At 74.1% G+C, this 22,337-nt stretch carries 18 protein-coding genes and 2 pseudogenes; 5 read left to right on the top strand and 15 right to left on the bottom strand.

Going from position 1 to position 22,337, the window contains the following annotated elements:
• Positions 1-35 precede the first annotated feature (35 nt).
• From ACFFHU_RS21985 to pyrR, 6 genes and pseudogenes are all read right to left on the bottom strand, one after another.
• Positions 36-1,094 carry a quinone-dependent dihydroorotate dehydrogenase gene (locus tag ACFFHU_RS21985; protein ID WP_377341754.1) on the bottom strand — a complete coding sequence of 353 codons (1,059 nt, stop codon included), beginning with the start codon at positions 1,092-1,094 and terminating at the stop codon, positions 36-38.
• The gene (carB, locus tag ACFFHU_RS21980; RefSeq protein ID WP_377341752.1) at positions 1,091-4,462 is read right to left on the bottom strand and encodes a carbamoyl-phosphate synthase large subunit; all 3,372 of its coding nucleotides are present in this window, start codon (positions 4,460-4,462) and stop codon (positions 1,091-1,093) included. The genes ACFFHU_RS21985 and carB overlap by 4 nt, the downstream gene beginning before the upstream one ends.
• Positions 4,449-5,627 carry a glutamine-hydrolyzing carbamoyl-phosphate synthase small subunit gene (gene carA / locus ACFFHU_RS21975; RefSeq protein ID WP_377341750.1) on the bottom strand — a complete coding sequence of 393 codons (1,179 nt, stop codon included), beginning with the start codon at positions 5,625-5,627 and terminating at the stop codon, positions 4,449-4,451. Before carA ends, carB begins: the two co-directional genes overlap by 14 nt.
• 118 nt (positions 5,628-5,745) lie before the next feature.
• Positions 5,746-7,044, bottom strand: coding sequence for a dihydroorotase (locus tag ACFFHU_RS21970; protein WP_377341749.1), 1,299 nt, complete (start codon positions 7,042-7,044; stop codon positions 5,746-5,748).
• 116 nt (positions 7,045-7,160) lie between these two features.
• Positions 7,161-8,132: an aspartate carbamoyltransferase catalytic subunit gene (locus ACFFHU_RS21965; RefSeq protein ID WP_377341747.1), complete on the bottom strand. Its 972-nt coding sequence runs from the start codon at positions 8,130-8,132 to the stop codon at positions 7,161-7,163.
• Between the two features lie 149 nt (positions 8,133-8,281).
• Positions 8,282-8,845, bottom strand: a pseudogene (gene pyrR, locus ACFFHU_RS21960) (bifunctional pyr operon transcriptional regulator/uracil phosphoribosyltransferase PyrR); the annotation flags it as partial.
• 303 nt (positions 8,846-9,148) lie between these two features.
• On the opposite strand from pyrR, the gene bldD reads away from it, so the two are divergent.
• Positions 9,149-9,637, top strand: a complete 489-nt coding sequence (bldD, locus tag ACFFHU_RS21955; RefSeq protein ID WP_095564825.1) for a transcriptional regulator BldD — start codon at positions 9,149-9,151, stop codon at positions 9,635-9,637.
• A 191-nt stretch (positions 9,638-9,828) separates the two neighbouring features.
• On the opposite strand, the gene nusB is transcribed toward bldD, so the two are convergent.
• Entirely contained in the window at positions 9,829-10,239 is a 411-nt protein-coding gene (nusB, locus tag ACFFHU_RS21950) for a transcription antitermination factor NusB (protein WP_377341873.1), read from the bottom strand.
• 23 nt (positions 10,240-10,262) lie between these two features.
• Positions 10,263-10,820, bottom strand: coding sequence for an elongation factor P (gene efp / locus ACFFHU_RS21945; protein WP_377341745.1), 558 nt, complete (start codon positions 10,818-10,820; stop codon positions 10,263-10,265).
• A gap of 221 nt (positions 10,821-11,041) precedes the next feature.
• On the opposite strand from efp, the gene mptB reads away from it, so the two are divergent.
• Positions 11,042-12,520 carry a polyprenol phosphomannose-dependent alpha 1,6 mannosyltransferase MptB gene (gene mptB, locus ACFFHU_RS21940; RefSeq protein WP_377341743.1) on the top strand — a complete coding sequence of 493 codons (1,479 nt, stop codon included), beginning with the start codon at positions 11,042-11,044 and terminating at the stop codon, positions 12,518-12,520.
• Positions 12,517-13,824: a glycosyltransferase 87 family protein gene (locus ACFFHU_RS21935; RefSeq protein WP_377341741.1), complete on the top strand. Its 1,308-nt coding sequence runs from the start codon at positions 12,517-12,519 to the stop codon at positions 13,822-13,824. Before mptB ends, ACFFHU_RS21935 begins: the two co-directional genes overlap by 4 nt.
• On the opposite strand, the pseudogene aroQ reads toward ACFFHU_RS21935, so the two are convergent.
• From aroQ to aroC, 4 genes and pseudogenes are all read right to left on the bottom strand, one after another.
• Positions 13,753-14,196 (bottom strand): annotated as a pseudogene (gene aroQ / locus ACFFHU_RS21930) (type II 3-dehydroquinate dehydratase); the annotation flags it as partial. The gene ACFFHU_RS21935 and the pseudogene aroQ overlap by 72 nt on opposite strands.
• 178 nt (positions 14,197-14,374) lie before the next feature.
• Complete coding sequence (gene aroB, locus ACFFHU_RS21925) at positions 14,375-15,460, bottom strand: 3-dehydroquinate synthase (protein ID WP_377341739.1); 1,086 nt, start codon at positions 15,458-15,460, stop codon at positions 14,375-14,377.
• 156 nt (positions 15,461-15,616) lie between these two features.
• On the bottom strand, positions 15,617-16,159 hold the full coding sequence (locus ACFFHU_RS21920; protein WP_377341737.1) for a shikimate kinase: 543 nt from the start codon (positions 16,157-16,159) through the stop codon (positions 15,617-15,619).
• The gene (gene aroC, locus ACFFHU_RS21915; protein WP_377341735.1) at positions 16,159-17,337 is read right to left on the bottom strand and encodes a chorismate synthase; all 1,179 of its coding nucleotides are present in this window, start codon (positions 17,335-17,337) and stop codon (positions 16,159-16,161) included. Before aroC ends, ACFFHU_RS21920 begins: the two co-directional genes overlap by 1 nt.
• A gap of 202 nt (positions 17,338-17,539) precedes the next feature.
• Here aroC and ACFFHU_RS21910 point away from each other — a divergent pair, with 202 nt between their 5' ends.
• A complete protein-coding gene (locus tag ACFFHU_RS21910) occupies positions 17,540-18,889 on the top strand; it encodes a multidrug effflux MFS transporter (protein WP_377341734.1) in 1,350 nt (449 codons plus the stop codon).
• Positions 18,890-19,164: 275 nt separating this feature from the next.
• Here the strand turns inward: ACFFHU_RS21910 and ACFFHU_RS21905 are convergent, their stop codons facing one another.
• The 3 genes from ACFFHU_RS21905 to ACFFHU_RS21895 are packed head-to-tail and all read right to left on the bottom strand — an operon-like array spanning position 19,165 to position 20,664.
• Positions 19,165-20,076 carry an arginase family protein gene (locus tag ACFFHU_RS21905; RefSeq protein ID WP_377341732.1) on the bottom strand — a complete coding sequence of 304 codons (912 nt, stop codon included), beginning with the start codon at positions 20,074-20,076 and terminating at the stop codon, positions 19,165-19,167.
• A 24-nt stretch (positions 20,077-20,100) separates the two neighbouring features.
• A complete protein-coding gene (locus ACFFHU_RS21900; protein ID WP_377341730.1) occupies positions 20,101-20,373 on the bottom strand; it encodes a hypothetical protein in 273 nt (90 codons plus the stop codon).
• A 51-nt stretch (positions 20,374-20,424) separates the two neighbouring features.
• Positions 20,425-20,664 (bottom strand): hypothetical protein, encoded by a 240-nt coding sequence (locus ACFFHU_RS21895; RefSeq protein ID WP_377341728.1) that lies wholly within the window; start codon positions 20,662-20,664, stop codon positions 20,425-20,427.
• 272 nt (positions 20,665-20,936) lie between these two features.
• On the opposite strand from ACFFHU_RS21895, the gene ACFFHU_RS21890 reads away from it, so the two are divergent.
• Positions 20,937-22,313 (top strand): RICIN domain-containing protein, encoded by a 1,377-nt coding sequence (locus ACFFHU_RS21890; protein WP_377341726.1) that lies wholly within the window; start codon positions 20,937-20,939, stop codon positions 22,311-22,313.
• The last annotated feature ends 24 nt before the right edge of the window (positions 22,314-22,337 follow it).

The raw sequence follows: 22,337 nt of genomic DNA, 5'->3' as shown, positions 1-22,337 counted from the left end.
CGGGCCGGCGGCCGGCCCGGCCGGGCGCCGGCGGGTCAGGTCGGTGCCGCCGCACCGCCGGCGGCCGGCGCCGGCCCGCCACCGCGGGCCGCCGCCCGGGCGATCGCCCGGACCAGCGCCGGCCCGCGGTAGATGAAGCCGGTGTAGAGCTGCACCAGGCTTGCCCCGGCGTCGAACATCCGCGTCGCGTCGTCCGGGCTCAGCAGCCCGCCCACCCCGATCACCGGCAGCGCCCCGCCGGTCTCGCGGTGCACGAACGAGACCACCTCGCGGGCCCGGTCGGCCAGCGGCCGCCCGGAGAGCCCGCCGGTCTCGGCCGCGGCCGCGCGGTCGGCCGGTGCCACCCCGGCCCGCCCGACCGTGGTGTTGGTGGCGATCACCCCGGCCGCGCCGCCCTCCAGGCAGACCGCGAGCAGCTCGGCGATGGCCGGCTCGGTGAGGTCCGGCGCGATCTTCACGAGGATCGGCTTCTCCCCCACCAGCGCGCCAAGCAGCGCGGACAGGTGGTCCCGGTCCTGCAACGCGCGCAGTCCCGGGGTGTTGGGCGAGCTGACGTTCACCGCGAAGTAGTCGCCGTGCTCGCGCAGCGCGCGGTAGGACGCCAGGTAGTCGGCCACGGCGCCGTCCAGCGGCGTCACCTTGGACTTCCCGAGCGAGATGCCCAGCGGTACGCCGAGCGGCCGGCCCAGCGCGGCCAGCCGGCCGGCCAGCGCGGCCGCACCGGAGTTGTTGAACCCCATCCGGTTGACCACCGCGCCGCTGTCCGGCAGCCGGAACAGCCGCGGTCGGGGGTTGCCCGGCTGCGGCTGCGCGGTGACCGTGCCGACCTCGACGAAGCCGAACCCGAGCGCCGGCCAGGCCGGCAGGGCCACCCCGTCCTTGTCCATCCCGGCGGCCAGCCCGACCGGGTTGGGGAAGTCGACCCCGAAGACGGTACGCGGCGCCCGGACGGCGTACGCGGTCCGCAGCGCGGCCAGCGCCGGGCGGTTGGTCGACAGCGTGGCCAGCCGCCGCAGCGTCCACTCGTGGGCCGCCTCGGCATCCCCCCCACCGAGCCGGAACAACCCCGCCCGCACCACCCGCTCAAAGATCACCGGGCGGCTCGGAGGGCGGCGTGCAGTTCCTGCAGCGGGCGGACCGACATGTCGCCGCGGATCCGGGCCTCGATGCCCATCACCGCGGCCGCGGCGCCGGGAACCGTGGTGATGCACGGGATGTCCGCGGTCACCGCGGCGCTGCGGATCTCGTACCCGTCGCTGCGGGCGCTCGCCCCCGACCCCTGCGGAGTGTTGATCACCAGGGCCACCTCACCGCCGAGGATCATCGACACCGCGTCGGGGCCCTCCCCCGCCTCCTCGTAGTGCTTGCGGATGAGCTGGCAGGAGATGCCGTGCCGGCGGAGCACCTCGCCGGTGCCGGTGGTGGCCACGATCGCGAAGCCCAGGTCGGCCAGCCGCTTCACCGGGAAGATCATGCCGCGCTTGTCGCGGTTCGCCACCGAGACGAAGATCGTCCCGCCGGTCGGCAGCGACCCGTACGCGGCCGCCTGCGACTTGGCGAAGGCGATACCGAACGAGGTGTCGATGCCCATCACCTCGCCGGTGGACTTCATCTCCGGGCCCAGCAGCGAGTCGACCCCCTTGCCGGCCGGCGTCCGGAACCGCTGGAACGGCAGCACGGCCTCCTTCACCGCGATCGGGGCGTCGTCCGGCAGGGTGCCCCCGTCGCCGGTGGCCGGCAGCAGCCCCTCGGCGCGCAGCCGGGCCACGGTGGCCCCGAGCATGATCCGGGCCGCCGCCTTGGCCAGCGGCACGGCCGTGGCCTTCGAGACGAACGGCACGGTACGGGAGGCGCGCGGGTTGGCCTCCAGCACGTACAGCATGTCGTCCTTGAGCGCGTACTGGACGTTCAGCAGCCCGCGTACGCCGATCCCCCGGGCGATGGCCGCGGTGTACCGGCGGACCTCGGCCAGGTGCGACCCGGCCAGGGTGATCGGCGGCAACGCGCAGGACGAGTCGCCGGAGTGGATCCCGGCCTCCTCGATGTGCTCCATCACCCCGCCGAGGTAGATCTCGCCGTCGGCGTCGCAGAGCGCGTCGACGTCGATCTCGATGGCGTCGTCCAGGAACCGGTCCACCAGCACCGGGTGGTCCGGCGAGATGTCGGTGGCCCGGCCGATGTACCCGCGCAGCGTCGGCTCGTCGTAGACGATCTCCATGCCGCGGCCGCCCAGCACGTACGACGGGCGCACCAGCACCGGATAGCCGATCTCGTCGGCGATCGCCTTGGCGTCGTCGAACGAGGTGGCGGTCCCGTACGCCGGCGCGCGCAGCCCGGACCGGTGCAGCAGCGCGCCGAACGCGCCGCGGTCCTCGGCCAGGTGGATGGACTCCGGCGACGTGCCGACGACCGGCACCCCGGCGTTATTGAGCCGCTGGGCCAGGCCCAGCGGGGTCTGCCCGCCCAGCTGGACCACCACGCCGACCACACCCGGGCCGCCGGCCGCCCGACCCGAGGCGTCCTCGGCCTGCCAGACCTCCAGCACGTCCTCGAAGGTCAGCGGCTCGAAGTAGAGCCGATCCGCGGTGTCGTAGTCGGTCGACACCGTCTCCGGGTTGCAGTTGACCATGACGGTCTCGAAGCCGCCGGCCCGGAGCGCGAGGACCGCGTGCACGCAGGAGTAGTCGAACTCGATGCCCTGACCGATCCGGTTCGGGCCGGAGCCCAGGATCAGCACCTTCGGCCGGTCCGACGGCTCCACCTCGGTCTCGGAGTCGTACGCCGAGTAGTGGTACGGGGTGGTCGCGGCGAACTCGGCCGCGCAGGTGTCCACGGTCTTGTAGACCGGGCGCAGCCCGAGCCGGTGCCGCAGCGTACGTACGCCGTCCTCGCCGGCCAGTTCGGGCCGCAGGGCCGCGATCTGCCGGTCGGACAGGCCGGCGCGCTTGGCCCGGCGCAGCAGGTCCCGGTCGAGCACGGGCGCGTCCACGATCTCGGCCCGCAGCTCCACCAGCCCGGCGATCTGGTCGACGAACCACGGGTCGATCCCGCCCGACGCCTCGGTCACCTCGGCCACGCTCGCGCCCAGCCGCAGCGCCCGCTCGACGGTGTAGAGCCGGCCGTCGTGCGGCACCCGCAGCGCGGCCAGGGCGTCCGCCCGGGCAGCGGCCGCCGTGCCCGCGGACCCGCCGGCCGGATCCGGTACGGTCCAGAACCCGGTCGCCTTCGTCTCGACCGACCGCATGGCCTTGTTCAGCGCCTCGGTGAAGTTGCGGCCGATGGCCATGGCCTCGCCCACCGACTTCATCGTGGTGGTGAGCTCCGCGTCGGCGCCCGGGAACTTCTCGAAGGCGAACCGCGGGATCTTCACCACCACGTAGTCCAGCGCCGGCTCGAACGCCGCGGGGGTCTGCCGGGTGATGTCGTTCGGGATCTCGTCCAGGGTGTACCCGATGGCCAGCTTCGCCGCGATCTTGGCGATCGGGAAGCCGGTGGCCTTCGACGCCAGCGCCGACGAGCGGGACACCCGCGGGTTCATCTCGATCACCACGAGCCGGCCGTCGGCCGGGTCGATGGCGAACTGGATGTTGCAGCCGCCGGTGTCCACGCCGACCTCGCGCAGCACCGCGATGCCGAGGTCGCGCAGCCGCTGGTACTCGCGGTCGGTGAGCGTCATGGCCGGCGCCACCGTCACGCTGTCGCCGGTGTGCACGCCCATCGGGTCGACGTTCTCGATCGAGCAGACCACCACCACGTTGTCGTGCCGGTCGCGCATCAGCTCGAGTTCGTACTCCTTCCAGCCGAGCACGCTCTCCTCGATCAGCACCTCGTGCACCGGGCTGGCCGCCAGGCCGGTGCCGGCGATCCGGTCCAGGTCCGCGTCGGTGTGCGCCATCCCGGAGCCCAGGCCGCCCATCGTGAACGACGGCCGGACCACCACGGGCAGCCCCAGCTCGCCCACGGTGTCGCGGACCTCGTCCATCGAGTGGCAGACCCGGGAGCGCGGCACCAGCCGCTCCGGCTCGGCCACCCCGATCCGGGCGCCGGCCCGCACCACGATCTCCTTGAACAGCTGCCGGTCCTCGCCCCGGCGGATGGCCTCGATGTCGGCGCCGATCAGCTCCACGCCGTACTTGTCGAGCACGCCGGCCTCGTGCAGCGCCACGGCCGTGTTGAGCGCCGTCTGGCCGCCCAGCGTGGGCAGCAGCGCGTCCGGCCGCTCCTTGGCGATCACCAGCTCCACGAACTCCGGGGTGATCGGCTCGACGTAGGTGGCGTCGGCGTACTCCGGGTCGGTCATGATGGTGGCCGGGTTGGAGTTGACCAGGCTCACCCGCAGCCCCTCGGCGCGCAGCACCCGGCACGCCTGCGTGCCGGAGTAGTCGAACTCGCAGGCCTGCCCGATGACGATCGGCCCCGAGCCGATCACCAGGACATGCTTCAGGTCATCACGCTTGGGCATTGTCGCGTCCCCCCGAGGAAGTCCGGCCCTCGATCAACTCGGCGAAGCGGTCGAAAAGGTAGTCCGCGTCGTGCGGACCGGCCGCCGCCTCCGGGTGGTACTGCACGGTGAACGCCGGTACGTCCACCGCGCGCAGGCCCTCGACCACGTTGTCGTTCAGGCAGACGTGGCTGACGCGTACGCCGCCGAAGTCGGTGTCCACCACCTGGTCGGGCACGACGGCGGCCGACCCGGCGGCCGCGTCGGCCCCCGGCCAGGCCACCGCGAAGCCGTGGTTGTGGCTGGTCACCTCGACCTTGCCGGTGGCCCGGTCCAGCACCGGCTGGTTGATGCCCCGGTGCCCGTAGCCGAGCTTGTACGTCCCGAAGCCCAGCGCCCGGCCGAGGATCTGGCTGCCGAAGCAGATCCCGAACAGTGGCATCCGGCGGGTCAGCACCTCCCGGGCCAGCGCCACCGGGCGGTCGGCGGTGGCCGGGTCGCCCGGTCCGGGCGAGAAGAACACCGCGTCGGCCCCGGTGGCCAGGACGTCCGCCATGGAGCTGCCGGCCGGCAGCACGTGGGTGGTGACGCCGCGCGCGGCCAGCCGGCGCGGCACGTTGCGCTTGATGCCCAGGTCGATGGCCGCCACCGTGTACCGGTGCTCGCCCACCGCCTCGACCGTGTACGGCCGGTCGGTGGTCACCTGGTCGGACAGGTCGGCGCCGACCATCCGCGGCGACCGGCGGACCCGTTCCAGCAGCGCCGCCGGATCGTCCTCGACGCTGGACACCCCGACCCGCATGGCGCCCCGCGCGCGCAGGTGCCGGGTCAGCGCCCGGGTGTCCACGCCGCAGATCCCGACCACACCCTCGGTGGCCAGCCGGTCCTCCAGCCCGCCGGTGGAGCGCCAGTTCGAGCCGATCCGGGCCGGGTCCCGCACCACATAGCCGGCCACCCAGATCCGGCCCGACTCGTCGTCCTCGTCGTTCACGCCGGTGTTGCCGATGTGCGGCGCCGTCTGCACCACCACCTGGCGGTGGTACGACGGGTCGGTGAGCGTCTCCTGGTAGCCGGTCATCCCGGTGGTGAAGACCGCCTCGCCGAACGTCTCTCCGACGCTGCCGTACGCCTCGCCGGAGAAGGTCCGGCCGTCCTCCAGCACCAGGATCGCGGACTTCCTCCGCATCAGTGTTCACCTTCCGTTCGCGACTGCGGGGCTTGCAACCCCGGCAAGCTCCTCGCGCTCACCGGGCCACCTTCCGTTCGCGACTGCGGGGCTTGCAACCCCGGCAAGCTCCTCGCGCTCACCGGACCGCCTTTCCGTCGAGGACCGTCGGCTCGCCGCGCAGGAACGTGGCCACGATCCGGCCCGGCAGCTCCAGCCCGGCGTACGGGGTGTTGCGGCTGCGGCTGGCCAGCTCGGACGGCTCGACCCGGCGCCGGGCGGCCGGGTCGACCAGGGTGAACGTGGCCGGCCGGCCCGGCGCCGGGTCGTGGCCGTGTTCGGCCAGCCCGGCGATCCGGGCCGGCGTCCGGGACATCCGCTCGGCGATCAGGTCCCACTCCGGGCCGAGCACGTCGAGTACGACCGACAGCGCGGTCTCCAGCCCCAGCATGCCCGGCCGGGCGTACGCCCACTCGCACTCCTTGTCCTCGACGGCGTGCGGCGCGTGGTCGGTGGCCACCGCGTCGATCACGCCCTCGGCGAGCGCGGCGCGCAGCGCGGCCACGTCGGCCGCGGTGCGCAGCGGCGGGTTCACCTTGTAGACCGGGTCGTACGGCCCGCCGGCCGGGCCGCCACCCACCAGCTCATCGGTGAGCAGCAGGTGGTGCGGGGTCACCTCGGCGGTCACCGCCACCCCTCGGGCCTTGGCGTGCCGCAGCACCGCCACGCTGCCGGCGGTCGAGGTGTGGCAGACGTGCAGCCGGCTGCCCACGTGCTCGGCCAGCAGCACGTCGCGGGCGATGATGGCCTCCTCGGCCACGGCCGGCCAGCCGGTCAGGCCGAGCCGGGTGGACACCTCGCCCTCGTGCATCTGTGCGCCCTCGGTCAGCCGGGGCTCCTCGGCGTGCTGCGCGATCACCCCGCCGAACGCCTTGACGTACTCCAGCGCCCGGCGCATGAGCCGGGGATCGGCCACGCAGTGCCCGTCGTCGGAGAACATCCGCACGGTGGCGGTGGAGTCGGCCATCGCGCCGAGCTCGGCCAGGTGCTCCCCGGCCAGGCCCACGGTCACCGCGCCGATCGGCTGCACGTCCACCAGCCCGGCCTCCCGGCCGAGCCGCCAGACCTGCTCGACCACGCCGGCCGTGTCGGCCACCGGCGACGTGTTGGCCATGGCGCAGACCGCCGTGTACCCGCCGAGCGCGGCCGCCCGAGAGCCGGACTCGACCGTCTCGGCGTCCTCCCGGCCGGGTTCCCGCAGGTGGGTGTGCAGGTCGACCAGGCCGGGCAGCGCCACCAGGCCGTCCCCGTCGACCACCGCGGCGCCCGCGGCCCGCAGGCCGGGCCCGACCTCGGCCACGACGCCGTCGCGCACCAGCAGGTCGGTCGGCTTGCCGCCGACCACGCTGACACCCTTGATCAGGTACGAGTCACTCATGACGGGTCTGCCCTTCGTTCGCGACTGCGGTGCTCCGCTTCGCTACGCTCCTCGCGCTCACCGGGCCCGCCCTTCGTTCGCGACTGCGGTGCTCCGCTTCGCTACGCTCCTCGCGCTCACCGGCTACCCCCCAGCAAGAGATACAGCACGGCCATCCGCACGGACACGCCGTTGGCGACCTGTTCGACGATGGTGGACCGGGGCGAGTCGGCGACCTCCGGGGAGATCTCCATGCCCCGGTTCATCGGGCCGGGGTGCATCACCACGGCGTGCTCGGGCAGCCGGCGCAGCCGCGGCCCGTCCAGCCCGTACCGCCGGGCGTACTCCCGGGCGGACGGGAAGTAGGAGGCGGCCATCCGCTCCCGCTGGACCCGCAGCATCATCACCACGTCGGCGGTGGGCAGCACGCTGTCCAGGTCGTACGACACGTCGGTCACCGGCGTGCCGCCGCCGGGTTCGCCGGGCGGCGGCGCGGCCGGCGTGCCGGCGCCGGCCCGGCTGGCCCAGTCCACCGGGATGAGCGTGGGCGGACCGACCAGGGTGACCTTGGCGCCCAGCGTGGCCAGCAGCTGGACGTTCGACCGGGCCACCCGGCTGTGCAGCACGTCGCCCACGATCACCACGTGCAGGCCGGCGATCCGACCCAGCCGGGCCCGCATCGTGTACGCGTCGAGCAGCGCCTGCGTCGGGTGCTCGTGGGTGCCGTCGCCGGCGTTGACCACGCTCCCGTCGACCCAGTTGGCCAGCCGGTGCGGGGCCCCCGAGGCGGGGTGCCGGATCACCACGGCGTCGGCGCCCATGGCCTGCAGGGTGAGCGCGGTGTCCTTGAGGCTCTCCCCCTTGGAGACGCTGGACCCCTTGGCCGAAAAGTTGATCACGTCGGCGGAGAGCCGCTTGGCGGCCGCCTCGAAGGAGATCCGGGTGCGGGTGGAGTCCTCGTAGAAGAGGTTCACCACGGTCCGGCCGCGCAGCGCCGGGAGCTTCTTGATCTCCCGGCCGCTCACGCTGGCCATCTCGGCCGCGGTGTCCAGGATCAGGGTCGCCGAGGCGGCGTCCAGGTCGGCGCCGGAGAGCAGGTGCCGGATCATCGGGGCCGCCTTCCGTCCCGCCCGGGAGCGGTCCGCCCGGCCGTCGGGTCGGCCGCGGCGGAACCGACCCGGACCGACCCGGGCTGCGCCGGGTCGGCCGAAGCGGAGCCGGCCCGCGCCGGATCGGCCGGGGCCGGACCGGGCGGCAGCAGCCGGACCTCGTCCCGGTCCTCCACCTCGGCGAGCGTCACCCGCACCCGCTCGGCCAGCGCGGTGGGGATGTTCTTGCCGACGTAGTCGGCCCGGATCGGCAGCTCGCGGTGGCCGCGGTCGACCAGCACGGCCAGCTGGACCGAGGCCGGCCGGCCCAGGTCGTTGAGGGCGTCCAGGGCGGCCCGCACGGTACGGCCGGAGAAGAGCACGTCGTCGACGAGGATCACCCGCTTGCCGTCGATCCCGCCGGTCGGCACCTCGGTGGGGCCGACCGCCCGGGTGGCGTGTCGGCGCAGGTCGTCGCGGTAGAGGGTGACGTCGAGCACCCCGACGGGCAGCTCGACCCGCTCGAAGGCGGCGATCCGGGCGGCCAGCCGGCGGGCCAGCGGCACGCCCCGGGTGGGGATGCCCAGCAGGACCGTGTCGGCGGCGCCCTGGGTCTTCTCGAGGATCTGATGCGCCATGCGATCGATCACCCGCGCCACGTCGGCGCTCGCGAGGATCACCTTCACGGACGGTGGTGACGCTTGTGGATCTCGGGCGGCCGGTGGGTAGGCCACGGCGGACCTCCTTCCCCGCCTCACGGGACGGGTCGTTAAAGGATGTCGGGAACGGCCTGGACACGGGGTCAGGCCGCAGCTTCCGCCACGTTACCAGCGCCGACCCGGGGCTCCGGTGGGGCCCGTCCGGAACCGGCCGGAAATCACTGATCCCCAGGTCAGCGGGGTGAAATGAACCATTCGTGAGGGCTCCTCGGAAACCAGCGGGTAGCCAGCACTTGACCACGTGTCGCAATCCCCGTACCGTCACGCTCCGTAGCGATCGCTGGGATGAACCCCCAAGCCAGCACTGGGAGTGACCGAATGCCGTCTGAGTACGCCAAGTCGTTGGGCGCACGCCTGCGCTCCATCCGTCAGCAGCAGGGCCTGTCCCTGCAGGGCGTGGAGGAGAAGTCGAACGGGCGCTGGAAGGCCGTCGTGGTCGGCTCGTACGAGCGGGGCGACCGGGCGGTCACCGTCTCCCGGCTCGCCGAGCTGGCCGACTTCTACCGCGTTCCCGTCTCGGAGCTGCTGCCCGATGGCAGCGGCGTCCGGCACGAGCCGACCAACAAGATCGTCCTCGACCTGGAGCGGCTGTACGACGAGGCCTCCGAGGAGCTCGCGTACGTGGCCCGGTACGCCCGCGCCATCCAGCAGCAGCGGGGCGACTACAACGGCCGGGTCCTCTCGATCCGCGCCGACGACCTACGCGCGCTGGCCATCGTGTACGACGCCTCGCCGTCCGGCCTGATCGAGCGGCTGACCGAGCACGGCGTGCTGGTGGCCGACCCGCGGGCGCTGTTCGCCTCCTGAAGCACCGAACGCCGAAGGGCCCCGCGGTCAACCGCGGGGCCCTTCGGCGCCTGCCGGGTCGCGGCCGGCGTTCGCCGGACGTCGCGGTCGGCGCCTGCCGGGTCGCGGCCGGCGTTCGCCGGACGTCGCGGTCGACGCCGGCCGGGTCGCGGCCGGCGTTCGCCGGACGTCGCGGCCGGATGTTGCGGCCGTCAGCGGGTGGCGTACTCGGCGATCCGCCCGAGCACCCCGTTGAGGAAGCGGGGGGAGTCATCGGTCGACATCTGCTTGGCCAGCTCGACGGCCTCGCTGATCGCCACCGGGTCGTCGATGTCGTCGACGTACAGCAGCTCGTAGACGGCGATCCGGGCCAGATTCCGGTCGATCACCGGCATCCGGTCCAGCGTCCACCCCTCCGCGTAGCTGGCGATGATCTCGTCGATCCGGTCGAGGTGCTGCGCCACGCCCTCCACCAGGCTCACCGCGTACCCGAGGTGCTCCGGGTGGGGCTTGGCGATCCGCTCAAGGTAGCCGGCCAGGACCTCGACCGGCGGCCGGTCCCGCAGGTCCGCCTCGTAGAGGACGTCGAGCGCCCGCTTCCGCGCCTTGCGGCGGGCGGGCATCTGCTGCTTGGGCCCCTCGGCCATCAGGCGCGGCCGAGATAACGGCCGTCGCGGGTGTCGACCTTGATCTTCTCGCCGGTGGTGATGAACAGCGGCACCGGCACGGTGGCGCCCGTCTCGACCGTGGCCGGCTTGGTGCCGCCGGTGGACCGGTCGCCCTGCAGGCCGGGCTCGGTGTAGGTGACCTCCAGCACCACGCTGGTGGGCAGCTCGATGTACAGCGGGACGCCCTCGTGCAGCGCCACCGTGGCCTCGGCCTCGGGCAGCAGGTAGTTGGCCGCCTCGCCGACCGTGCCGCCCTGCACGGGGATCTGGTCGAACGTGTCCAGGTCCATGAACACGTAGTCCTCGCCGTCGGCGTACAGGTATTGCATGGTGCGCTTGTCGACGGTGGCCGTCTCGACCTTGGTGCCCGCGTTGAACGTCTTGTCGACGACCTTGCCGGACATCACGTTCTTCAGCGTGGTGCGCACGAAGGCACCGCCCTTGCCGGGCTTGACGTGCTGGAACTCGATGACGGTCCACAGCTCGCCGTCGAGGTTGAGAACCAGACCGTTCTTGAGGTCGTTGGTGGTGGCCATGTCCTGCCTTGATCTTATTGACGTCCAGACCCGCCCAGTCTACCCAGCGGCGGCGCCGCGCCGCCGGCTCGGGTACGGGCGCCCGAGCGCCGCCAACTCCCCGGCGCCGCCGGCCGGTCGGCGGCGGGCACGGGCGGGCGCGGCGGCGGCGACGCGTGCCGGCAAGGCCATGGTCAATCGGCCGTTCGCCGCCGGACATCCAGCTCTGACACCGTGCGCCCGTGCCCCAGCCCCGGTTGCCCGATCATGCCCGCTCCCGCCTGATCGGCACGCTCGGATCGGTGCTGGTCGGCGCCGGCGGCGCGGTCGCCGGCGCGCTGCCGGTCCGGGACCCGCTCACCGGGCTGGCCGCCGTGGTGGAGCTGCGCCGCTACCCGGGGGTGGGCGTGCTGGCCGTGGGCGCCGGGCTGGCCCTGCTGGTCGCCGCCTGGTGGGGCCTCGGGCGGTCCGCGCCCACCGCCCGGGATCTGCGGATCACGCTGCTCTGCTGGGCGATCCCGCTGTCGGTGGCGCCGCCGCTGTTCAGCCGGGACGTCTACAGCTACCTGGCGCAGGGCGCGATGGTCCGGGCCGGGCTCGACGTCTACCGGACCGGGCCCGCCGCCCTCGGCGGTCCCCTGCTGGCCGAGGTCCCCGCCGTCTGGCAGCACACGCCCACCCCGTACGGTCCGGTCTTCCTGGCGCTGGCCACGGCGGTGGCGTCGGTGTGCGGGCCGCACCCGGTGCTCGGCGTGCTGGGCCTGCGCCTGGTCAGCGTGGCGTCGGTGGCGCTGCTGGCCGCGGTCGTGCCGGCGCTGGCCCGCCGGTACGGGGTGGCGCCGGCCAGCGCGCTGCGGCTGGCCGTGCTCAACCCGCTCGTGCTGCTGCACCTGGTGAGCGGGGCGCACAACGACGGGCCGATGGTCGCGCTCACCGCGGCGGGCCTGGCCGTCGCCGCGGTGTACCGCCGGCCGGCCCTCGGCACCGTCCTGGTGACGCTGGCCGCGCTGGTCAAGGCGCCCGCCGCGCTGGGCCTGCTGTTCCTGGTGCCGATCTGGGCCGGCGAGCTGGCCGGTCCGGCGCGGCCGGCGCGGGCCGCGGCCGGGACGGTCGGGATCGCGGCCGGGACGGCCGCGCTGGTCACCACGCTGACCGGCACCGGGTACGGCTGGATCGGCGCGTTGCAGACGCCGGTCTCGGCGCACAACTGGTCGCTCAGCAGCGCGCTCGGCCGGATCACCCGGCTGCTGCTGGAGACGCTCGGGTCCGACCTGGCGGCCCAGGCCATGGCGGCGTGGCGTACCGCGGGTCTGGTCGCCGGCGCGGCGCTGGTGGTCGCGGCCTGGCTGCACCGGCGGCGGCTGGGCGCCGTGCACGCCCTCGGTCTCGGGCTGCTCGCCGTGGTGCTGTGCGGTCCGGCGCTGCGGCCCTGGTATCTGCTGTGGGGTCTGGTGCCGTTCGCCGTGGCGGCTCCCGCCGGCCGGGCCCGCGCCTGGGCGGCCGCGGCCAGCGCCGGGCTCACCGTGGTGATCATGCCGAACGGCTTCGCCCCGCACCCGGCCCAGATCGGCCAGATCGCCCTCGGCGCGCTGGTCGGCCTCGTCCTGGCCGCGGCGACTCTCCTTCCCGCGGGCGGCGCGGCGCTTCTTCAGATGCTTCCGGGTCGGCCGGCCCGACCGACGGGACCGCCCGAGCCGGCCGGGGCGGGGGCGCCGGCATGAGCCGCTCCGGCACCGCCCGCCGGGTCGCGGTGCTGGCCGGCGCCGTCACGGCCACCGCGCTGTTCCTGGCCTACGTGCCGGCCCACCGGGGCTGGTTCGACGTGGGCGTCTACCACGGCGCCGTCTCCTCCTGGCTGCGCGACGGCGGCGCCCTCTACGACTACGTCCGCCCGGGAACCCACTACGGCTTCACCTACCCGCCGTTCGCGGCCCTGGTCCTCAGCCCGCTCGCGCTGCTGGCCTGGCATCCGGCGGTCGCCGCCAGCGTGCTGGTCAACGCCGGCGCGGCCGCGCTCGTCCTGCACTGGCTGCTCGCCCCGGTCGCCCGCCGGGCGGGCTGGCGCCGCTGGTACGCCTTCGGCCTGGCCGGCTGCGCGTTCGCGGTGCTCGAGCCGGTCCGGGACACGGTCAGCTTCGGCCAGGTGAACCTGGTGCTGCTCGCGCTGGTGCTCGCCGACTGGCGGGCCCTAGGGCGCGTGTCAAAGCCCCTGGCCGGGGTGGGGATCGGGCTGGCCGCGGCGATCAAGTTGACGCCCGCCGTCTTCATCGGCTACCTGCTGGTCAGCCGGCAGTGGCGGGCCGCCGCCGCCGCGACCGGTACGGCCCTCGGCGCCACCCTGCTGGCCATGGCGGTGGCCCCCGGAACGTCCCGGGTGTTCTGGACGGAGGCGCTCTGGGACACCGGGCGGGTCGGTGACCTGGCGTACGTGTCCAACCAGTCGCTGCGCGGCGTGCTGGCCCGGATCGGTCCGGATCTCCCGGCCACGCTGTGGCTGGTCGCCGTGCTGGCCGTGCTGGCGCTGTGGGCCGGCCGGGTCCGCCGGGCGACCGCGGTGGGCGACCGGTTCGGCGGCTTCGCGCTCACCGGCGTCCTGGGCTGCCTGATCAGCCCGGTCACCTGGGTACACCACCTGGTCTGGCTGATCCCGGCGCTGGCCCGGCTCGCCGACGCGGCCAGGTGCGCCGAGCCCCGCGGCCGGCGTCGCGCGCTGCTGGCCGCGGCCGGCGCGAGCTATCTGATCCTCTGCAGCAGCCTGGTCTGGCTGTGGTGGAACGGCGCGCACGGCATCGTCGGGTTCCTCGGCGCCAACGCGTACGTCTGGCTCGCCCTGGCCCTACTGGCCGGCCTGCCCCTCGGCGACCGGGCCGGCCGGGCGCTCGGTGATCGGACCGGCCGGGCGCTCGGCGATCGGACCGGCCTGCCCCGGGGCGGACTCGCCGGAGCGCAGGCCGGCCAGGTGCAGCAGGGCCAGCCGGTAGCCGTCCACGCCCAGCCCGCAGATCACCCCGGTCGCCACGGCTGAGACCACCGAGTGGTGCCGGAACTGCTCCCGGGCGTGGATGTTGGAGATGTGCACCTCGACCAGCGGCCCCCGCAGCTCGGCACAGGCGTCCCGGAGCGCGTAAGAGTAGTGCGACCAGGCGCCCGGGTTGAGCACCACGGCCGAGCCGGCGTCGGTGGCCGCGTGCAGCCAGCCCAGCATCTCGTGCTCGGCGTCGGTCTGCCGGACGGTGACGTCCAGCCCCAGCCCGGCGCCGGTACGCTCGCAGAGCGTGACCAGGTCCGCGTACGTGGTCCGGCCGTAGATGACCACCTGGCGGGTGCCCAGCCTGCCCAGGTTGGGCCCGTTCAGCACCTCGACCCGGGCGCTCGGCCCGGAGCTCCATTCCGTCATGCTGAGCCGCCTTTCGTTCGCGACTGCGGGGCTGGCAAAACCGGCCAGCTCCTCGCGCTCACGGGCCAACCTTTCGTTCGCGACTGCGGGGCTGGCAAAACCGGCCAGCTCCTCGCGCTCACGGGCCAACCTTTCGTTCGCGACTGCGGGGCTGGCAAAACCGGCCAGCTCCTCGCGCTCACCGACCCACCGCGCGGTAGGCGTCGCGGAGCAGGTCCTCGGCCGGGCCGGCCAGCAGGCCGGGCCGGGCCAGCCCGTCCAGCACCACGAACCGCAGGGTGTCGCCGCGGGCCTTCTTGTCCACCCGCATCACCGGCAGCAGCCGCGGCCAGGCGTCGGCGGCGTAGGTCACCGGCAGGTCCAGCGCGGTGAGGATGGCGCGGTGCCGGTCGGCCGTGGCCGGGTCCAGCCGGCCGGCGAGCCGGGCCAGCTCGGCCGCGTACACCAGGCCCACCGCCACGGCGTGGCCGTGCCGCCACCGGTAGTCCTCGACCCGCTCGATGGCGTGCGCGAGGGTGTGCCCGTAGTTGAGGATCTCCCGGCGGCCGGCCTCGCGCAGGTCCCCCGAGACCACCTCGGCCTTCACCCGGACGGCCCGTTCCACCAGCTCGCGCAGCACCCCGCCGGCCGGGTCGGTGGCCGCGGCCGGGTCCTGCTCGATCAGGTCGAGGATGGTCGGGTCGGCGATGAAGCCGCACTTGACCACCTCGGCCAGCCCGGCCGCCAGCTCGACCGGCGGCAGGTCCGCGAGCAGGGACAGGTCGGCCAGCACCCCGGCCGGCGGGTGGAAGGCGCCGACCAGGTTCTTGCCGGCCCCGGTGTTGATGCCGGTCTTGCCGCCGACGGCCGCGTCCACCATGCCGAGCACCGAGCTGGGCACGGCCGCCCAGCGCACCCCGCGCAGCCAGCAGGCCGCCACGAAGCCGGCCAGGTCGGTGACGGCGCCGCCGCCGAGGCCCAGCACCGCGTCGCCGCGGGTGAAACCGGCCGAGCCGAGCCGCTCCCAGCAGTCGGCGGCCACCGCCAGCGACTTGCCGGCCTCGGCGTCCGGCACCTCCAGCGGCAGCGGCCGACGGCCGGCCGCGGCCAGCAGCTCGACCAGCTGCGCCGCCACTCCGGCCAGCGGCGGCGCGTACAGCACCGCCACCCGGCCGGCGTCGGGCAGCAGCTCGGGCACCGCCGCCAGCAGGTCGCGGCCCACCAGCACCTGGTACGGCCGCTCTCCGCCGACCGGGATCCGGGTGAGCGCTCCGGCAACGCTCATGTCGGCTCCTCGCTGCGCTCGAACCCGCCACGAGGCTCCACCGCACAGAGCCCGATGATTCGCTCGCTCCGCTCGCTCATGTCGGCTCCTCGCTGCGCTCGAACCCGCCACGAGGCTCCACCGCACAGAGCCCGATGATTCGCTCGCTCCGCTCGCTCATGTCGTCGACCCTCCGGTCCCGTCGACCCCGGCCACCGGGCGGCCGAGCGCGGCCAGCACGTCCCCGGCCACCTCCTCGGGCGTACGACCGTCGGTCTCCACGGTGTGCGCGGCCACCTCGGCGTACAGCGGCCGGCGCTGGTCCATCAGGTATTTGAGGGTGGCCCGGGGGTTGATGGCCAGCAGCGGCCGGCCCACGCCCAGGCCGACCCGGCGGATCGCGTCGGGCAGCCCCACCGACAGGTGCACCACGGTGTGCCGGGCCAGCAGCCCGCGGGTCTCGTCGGCCAGCACCGCCCCGCCGCCCAGCGCGAGCACCCCGTCGAAGGAGACCAGCGCCGCGGCCACCGCGGCGCGTTCCAGGTCGCGGAAGTGCGCCTCGCCCTCGTCGATGAAGATGTCCGGGATCGGCTTGCCGGCCAGCCCCTCGATGTCGGCGTCGGTGTCCCGGAACCCGACGCCGAGCGCGGCGGCCAGCAGCTCCCCGACGGTGGTCTTGCCGGCGCCCGGCGCGCCCACCAGCACGCAGACCGGCGCCATCAGCGGATCACCAGGTTGTCCAGGTAGCCGGCCAGGTTGCGGCGCATCTCGGCGACCGAGTCGCCGCCGAACTTCTCCACGGCGGCCTCGGCCAGCACGAGCGCCACCATGGCCTCGGCCACCACGGCGGCGGCCGGCACGGCGCAGACGTCCGACCGTTGGTTGATCGCGGTGGCCGGCTCGCCGGTGCTCACGTCGACCGTGGCCAGCGCCCGGTTGAGTGACGAGATGGGCTTCATGGCCGCCCGTACCCGCAGCGGCTCGCCGGTGCTGATGCCGCCCTCCAACCCGCCGGCCCGGTCGGTGACCCGCCGTACGCCGGTGGCGGTCGGCACGATCTCGTCGTGCGCCACCGAGCCCCGGGAGCGGGCCTGGGTGAACGCGTCGCCGATCTCCACCCCCTTGATGGCCTGGATGGACATGAGCGCGGTGGCCAGCCGGGCGTCCAGCTTGCGGTCCCACTGCACGTGGCTGCCCAGCCCCGGCGGCACGCCGTACGCGAGCACCTCGACGATCCCGCCGAGCGTGTCCGCGTCCTTGCGCGCGGCGTCCACCTCGGCCACCATCCGCGCGCTGGCCTCCGGATCGAGGCAGCGCAGCGGGTCGGCGTCGACCCGCTCGGCGTCCTCGGGCCGGGGCTGCAGGCCCGGCTTGGCGGCCACCGAGCCCAGCTCGACGACGTGCGACACGATCTCGACGCCGAGCGCCTGGCGCAGCAGCGCCTTGGCCACCGCCCCCACGGCCACCCGGGCCGCCGTCTCCCGCGCGCTCGCCCGCTCGAGGATCGGCCGGGCGTCGGTGTGGCCGTACTTCTGCATCCCGGCCAGGTCGGCGTGCCCGGGCCGCGGGCGGGTCAGGGCTGCGTTGCGGGCCTGCCCGGCCAGCTCGTCCGGATCGACCGGGTCGGCCGCCATCACGGTGCGCCACTTCGGCCACTCCGAGTTGCCCACCCGGACGGCCACCGGGCTGCCGAGCGTGACGCCGTGGCGGAGGCCGCCGACCACCTCTATCTCGTCCCGCTCGAACGACATCCGGGCGCCCCGGCCATAGCCGAGGCGGCGGCGGGCCAGCTCCCGCCCGAGGTCCTCGCCGGTCACCTCGATGCCGGCGGGCACGCCCTCCAGCAGGGCGACCAGGGCCGGCCCGTGCGACTCCCCTGCGGTCAACCAGCGCAACACGGCGCCCAGTCTGCCACCCCCCACCCCCCGTCCCGCCCCCCGGTCCGCCTGTTGGAAAGGAAGGGCCCCCTCTTATCGCTTTCGGTATAGGAAGGGCCCCCTGTTGACGGGCCGGCGCTGTCTCGCGGATCACGTCGCGGAATGCCGCTCGCGAATCGGGGTTATCTTCCGGTGCACACACCGATCGTGGGGAGTTCCTACCTTGCCGGAAGCGAGCAGCCTGTCCGCGCGCCCCGACCCGACCACCGCCGGCAGCGCCACCGCCGGTAGCGGCAGCGCCACCGCCGGCAGCGGCAGCGCCACCTCCGACGGCGCCTCCGCGGAGGCGGCCGCCGGCCACGCCCCGCCGGCCCGGCCGGCGACGCACGGCGGCGGCGCGCTGCTGGTCCTGCTCGGCACGCTGACCGCGATCGGTCCGCTCTCGCTGGACATGTACCTGCCGGCGTTCCCGGCCATGACCGCCGACCTGCACGCCACGCCCGCGCAGATCCAGCTGTCCCTGACCACCTGCCTGATCGGGCTGGCCCTCGGGCAGCTGGTCACCGGGCCGCTGAGCGACCGCTTCGGGCGCCGGCTGCCGGTCCTGATCGGCGTCACCGCGTACGCGCTGCTGGCGCTGGCCTGCGCGGCGGCGCCGAGCGCCGGGGTGCTGGCCGCGACCCGGTTCGTGCAGGGCTTCGCCGGCGGCACCGGCGTGGTGGTGGCCCGGGCCATCGTCCGGGACCTCTACTCCGGCCGCGCGGCGGCCAAGTACTTCTCCCGGCTCACCCTGGTCTTCGGGGTGGCGCCGGTGGCCGCGCCCAGCCTGGGCAGCCTGGTGCTGGGTGGCTTCGGCTCGTGGCGCTGGGTGTTCCTCACCCTCGGCGCGATCGGGCTGCTGCTGGCCGCCGCGGTGGCCTGGCGGCTGCCGGAGACGCTGCCCGTGCAGCGCCGCACCACCGGCGGCCTGGGCGCCACGGCCCGCGCCATGCGCCGGCTGTCCGCCGACCGGATCTACCTGGGATACGCGCTGACCCAGGGGCTGGCCTTCGCCGGCCTGTTCGCGTACATCTCCGGCTCGTCGTTCGTCTTCCAGGACGTGTTCGGGCTGCCCAGTGGCGTGTTCAGCCTGATCTTCGGGGCCAACGCGCTGGCCCTGGTGGCCACCGGCCAGCTCAACGCCCGGCTGCTGGACCGCACCGGGCCGCGCCCGCTGCTGGTCACCACCCTGATCGTCGGCGTGGCGGCCGGGGCCGGGCTGCTGGCCGGCGCCGCCGCCGGCGCGGTCGTGCCGGTGGCCGTGGCGCTGTTCGTCTTCGTCGGCTCGCTCGGCATGGTGATGCCGAACAGCACGGCGCTGGCCCTGGACCGGCACCCGGAGGCCGCCGGCACCGCCGCCGCGCTGATGGGCGCGGTGCAGTCGGTGGTGGGCGCGCTGGCCGCCCCGCTGGTCGGGCTCGGCGGCGCCGGCAGCGCCGTACCGATGGCGCTCGTCGTGGTCGGCGCCGCGGTCCTGTCCCTGGCCGCCGTCCTCACCCTGGCCCGATCCGGTACGCGGACAGCCGCGGCCTGAGTCCGCTGGTCACGCCGCTTCCGGGCCCGGGGCGTCCGGAAGCGGCGCGGCTACTGCCGGGTCGACGACCCGGTGGTGAACGGGGAAGCCCTACAGCCCGAGAAGCCGGCGAAGCCCCTGGTCGATCTTTGCGGAGAGCGCCGGAGGAACGCGACCGTGTCGATGACCGAACGCCCCCGGGTCGGCGAACCGGATCCGGGACAGGTCGATGGTGCCGCCGCCGGCCAGGTCGCCGGGCAGCGGCAGCGGCGTGGCCGCGTCCGCGCCGGCCGGCGCTATCCCGGCACGGCGTCGACGACTTCGGCGACCAGGTCGACGATCGCCCGCGCATCGATGGCGGCACGGTCCAGGTCGGGGTTGTACACGCCGAGGCTCCAGCCGCGGCACCCCGGGTGCCGCGCGGCCGCCGTGACGGCCTCCGTCAGTTGGGGCCAGTTGAGCCCGCCCGGCAGGGCGGGCTCACCCGGTGCGCCGCAGGACCGGAACGCCGCCCTCGACAACACGTCGAGGTCCACGTGCAGCCACCAGGCCGGCGTCGTGGCCGACAGATGGTCCACCGCCAGTGCCACTCGACCGGCCGCGTCCGCGGCGACCTCGTCGACCGGGCTGAACCAGACCCGGTCGCGGATGCTCGGCACTCCGATGGGGTCTCGATAGGCGGCGTCGCGCGGGCCGAGCACCGCCAGCCGCGCCGCCGGCAGGATCCCGCAGGCGGATCGAAGCGGCGGCGGCAGCGATTCCGGCCCGGTCAACCCCAGCAGGATCGCGATCTCCATGTTGGCGGCCTCGCCGCTGGTCGACAGCTCCAGCGCAGTGGCGTCCTCATGCCCGTCCAGGAACAGCAGACCGGCGGCTCCGGCAACGGTCAGCAGGGCGGGCACGACGCCCAGCAACGCCGAGCAGTCCCCGCCGTAGACGAGCGGAAAGGTGCCATCGACCAGTGCCGCGGCGACCTCCCGGTTGATCCCGGCGACCGTGGCGATGAGCGCGTCCTCGTTGAGCAGACCCTCGCCGCCCAACCGCCTGGGGCTGGGCTCCGGAACGTCGACCTCGACAAGCCCGCCGAGGCGAGAGCCGACGGCGTCGACCAGGCCGGCCGCGCGTAGCGCCGCGGGCGCGTTAGCCTGGCCGCCCGCGCGGCCCATGCCGTCGAACGGCACCCCGATCAGCTCGACCTGCACGAACATCCTCCCATTCCCAGGGGCGGGTCGCTACGCGTCGCCGCCTCCGGACCGGTTTGCCGCGGCCGGATCGGCGAACCGGCGGAGGTAGCTGCGGGCGCGGTGGCCGTCCAGGTCGTACCGGACGGCGATCCAGCCGGCCACCAGCCCCACGATGCCGTTCAGCCCCATTCGGAACGACAGTGGGGTGTCGGGCACCTGGGCCACCAGCACGATCCGCACCACGGAGGCCAGCACGGCCAGCAGGCCGGGCAGCACGATGGCCAGGCGTCCGCTGGCCCGGGCCCGAGCGGCAGCGAGCACCTGATCACGCTCCGCCTGCCAGGGTTCGCGCAGCTCGCGGATCGCGTTGTCTCACCGGCGCAGGTCGGGATCCCGCAGGCCGCGCAGCTCGAGCCGGGTCCACCCGGTCGGCACGCCCAGCGCGGCGAAGTGGCTGGCTCGGGTCGCGATGGCCCGGGCCATGGCGGCCACCAGGCCAACCTGGCCGAGGAGGTAGAGCAGCGACCCGCCGTACCGGCCGATGCCCTCGGCCCGGCGCAGCACGACCGCTCCGGCCGCCGCGACCGCCAGCGCGGCCACCGTCAGCGCCATCGAACCGGCCGACGAGTAGCGGCCGGCCGCTGCCCGATCGGCATCGCCAGGAGAGCCGAGATCCACTTTCCGCGCCCCCGCTCCACGGTTCCCAACAGATCCCTGCCGTCCCGCTGAGCGATACCCCCGCGCGCCGTCGATCAACCCCTGCCGAGCCGAACGAGCCCTGATATTCACCTGCCGCGTTGACGCGGGAACACCTCAGTGATTACGTTAACATTGATGTATGTCGAAGTGTGACGGAGACCGGGAGCCGCACCATGTGGAGAAGAGTGGCAACCCTGCTCGCGACGCTGGTCGTCGCGCTAGTGTGCGTGTCCCCGGGGCCGGCCTGGGCCATGCCGGTCACCATCACCCCGGGCGCCGTCTGGACCGACACCTCCGGCCGGCCCATCCAGGCGCATGGCGGCGGCATCACGAAGGTCGGCGACACGTACTACTGGCTGGGTGAGGACAAGACCAACGGGTCGGCCTTCCAGAACGTCACGTGCTACTCCTCCACCGACCTGAAGACCTGGACGTTCGTGGCGAACGTGCTGACCCGGCAGGGCAGCGGGGACCTCGGACCCAACCGGATCGTCGAGCGGCCGCACGTCATCCACAACAGCGCCACCGGCACGTACGTGATGTACATGCACATCGACAACTCCAGCTACACCGACCGGCGGGCCGGCGTGGCCACCAGCGGCAGCGTCTGCGGCAACTACACCTACCGCGGTGGCTTCAAGCCACTGGGCCACGACAGCCTGGACGACAACCTGTTCCTCGACGGCGGCACCGGTTACTTCCTGAGCGAGGACCGGACGAACCGGAAGCTCCAGATCTACCAGCTGTCGCCGGACTTCCTCAGCGTCACGGCCCTGGTGAAGACGCTCGACCAGTACGAGTCGCCGGCCATGGTCAAGATCGGCGGGACCTACTACCTCTTCGGCTCACACCTGACCGGCTGGTCCACGAACGACAACCAGTACACGACGGCCAGCTCCATCACCGGCACGTGGAGCGGCTGGCGCAGCTTCGCGCCCGGCGGGACCAACACCTGCAACTCGCAGACCACCACCATCCTGCCGGTGTCCGGCAGCAGCACGACGAGCCATCTCTTCCTCGGCGACCGCTGGAACTCCGGCAACCTCACCGATTCCCGGTACGTGTGGGAGCCGCTCACGGTCAGCGGTACCACGGTGTCGATGGCGTGCCCGTCGAACTGGACCGTCGACGCCGCGACCGGTGCGGTGAGCACCGGCGGCGGCCCCACCGACGGCGGCACATCGATCCTGCGGGGCGCCGGCTCGAATCGGTGCCTCGACGTGCCCGGCTGGTCGACGACCAACGGCGTGCAGCTGCACATCTGGGACTGCAACGGCGGCGGCAACCAGTCCTGGACCCTCACGGCCGCCCGGGAACTGCGGGTCTACGGCAACAAGTGCCTGGACGTGGCGGGCGCGGCCACCACCCCCGGCACCAAGGTGGAGATCTGGGACTGCAACGGCGGCACGAACCAGCAGTGGACGCTGAACGGCGACGGCACGATCACCGGCGTGGGCTCGGGACTCTGCCTCGACGTCAAGGACGGCGGCACGGCCAACGGCAGCCTCGTCGACATCTGGACCTGCACCGGCGGCGCCAACCAGCGGTGGGCGCGGGCCTAGCGTCCACGGTGCGGGTCTTGGCGG

This window comes from Plantactinospora siamensis (assembly GCF_042434095.1).
Classification (GTDB): Bacteria; Actinomycetota; Actinomycetes; order Mycobacteriales; family Micromonosporaceae; genus KBS50.
Note: the sequence above shows the minus strand (reverse complement) of the source record. Positions and strands in the feature narration are given on the sequence as shown.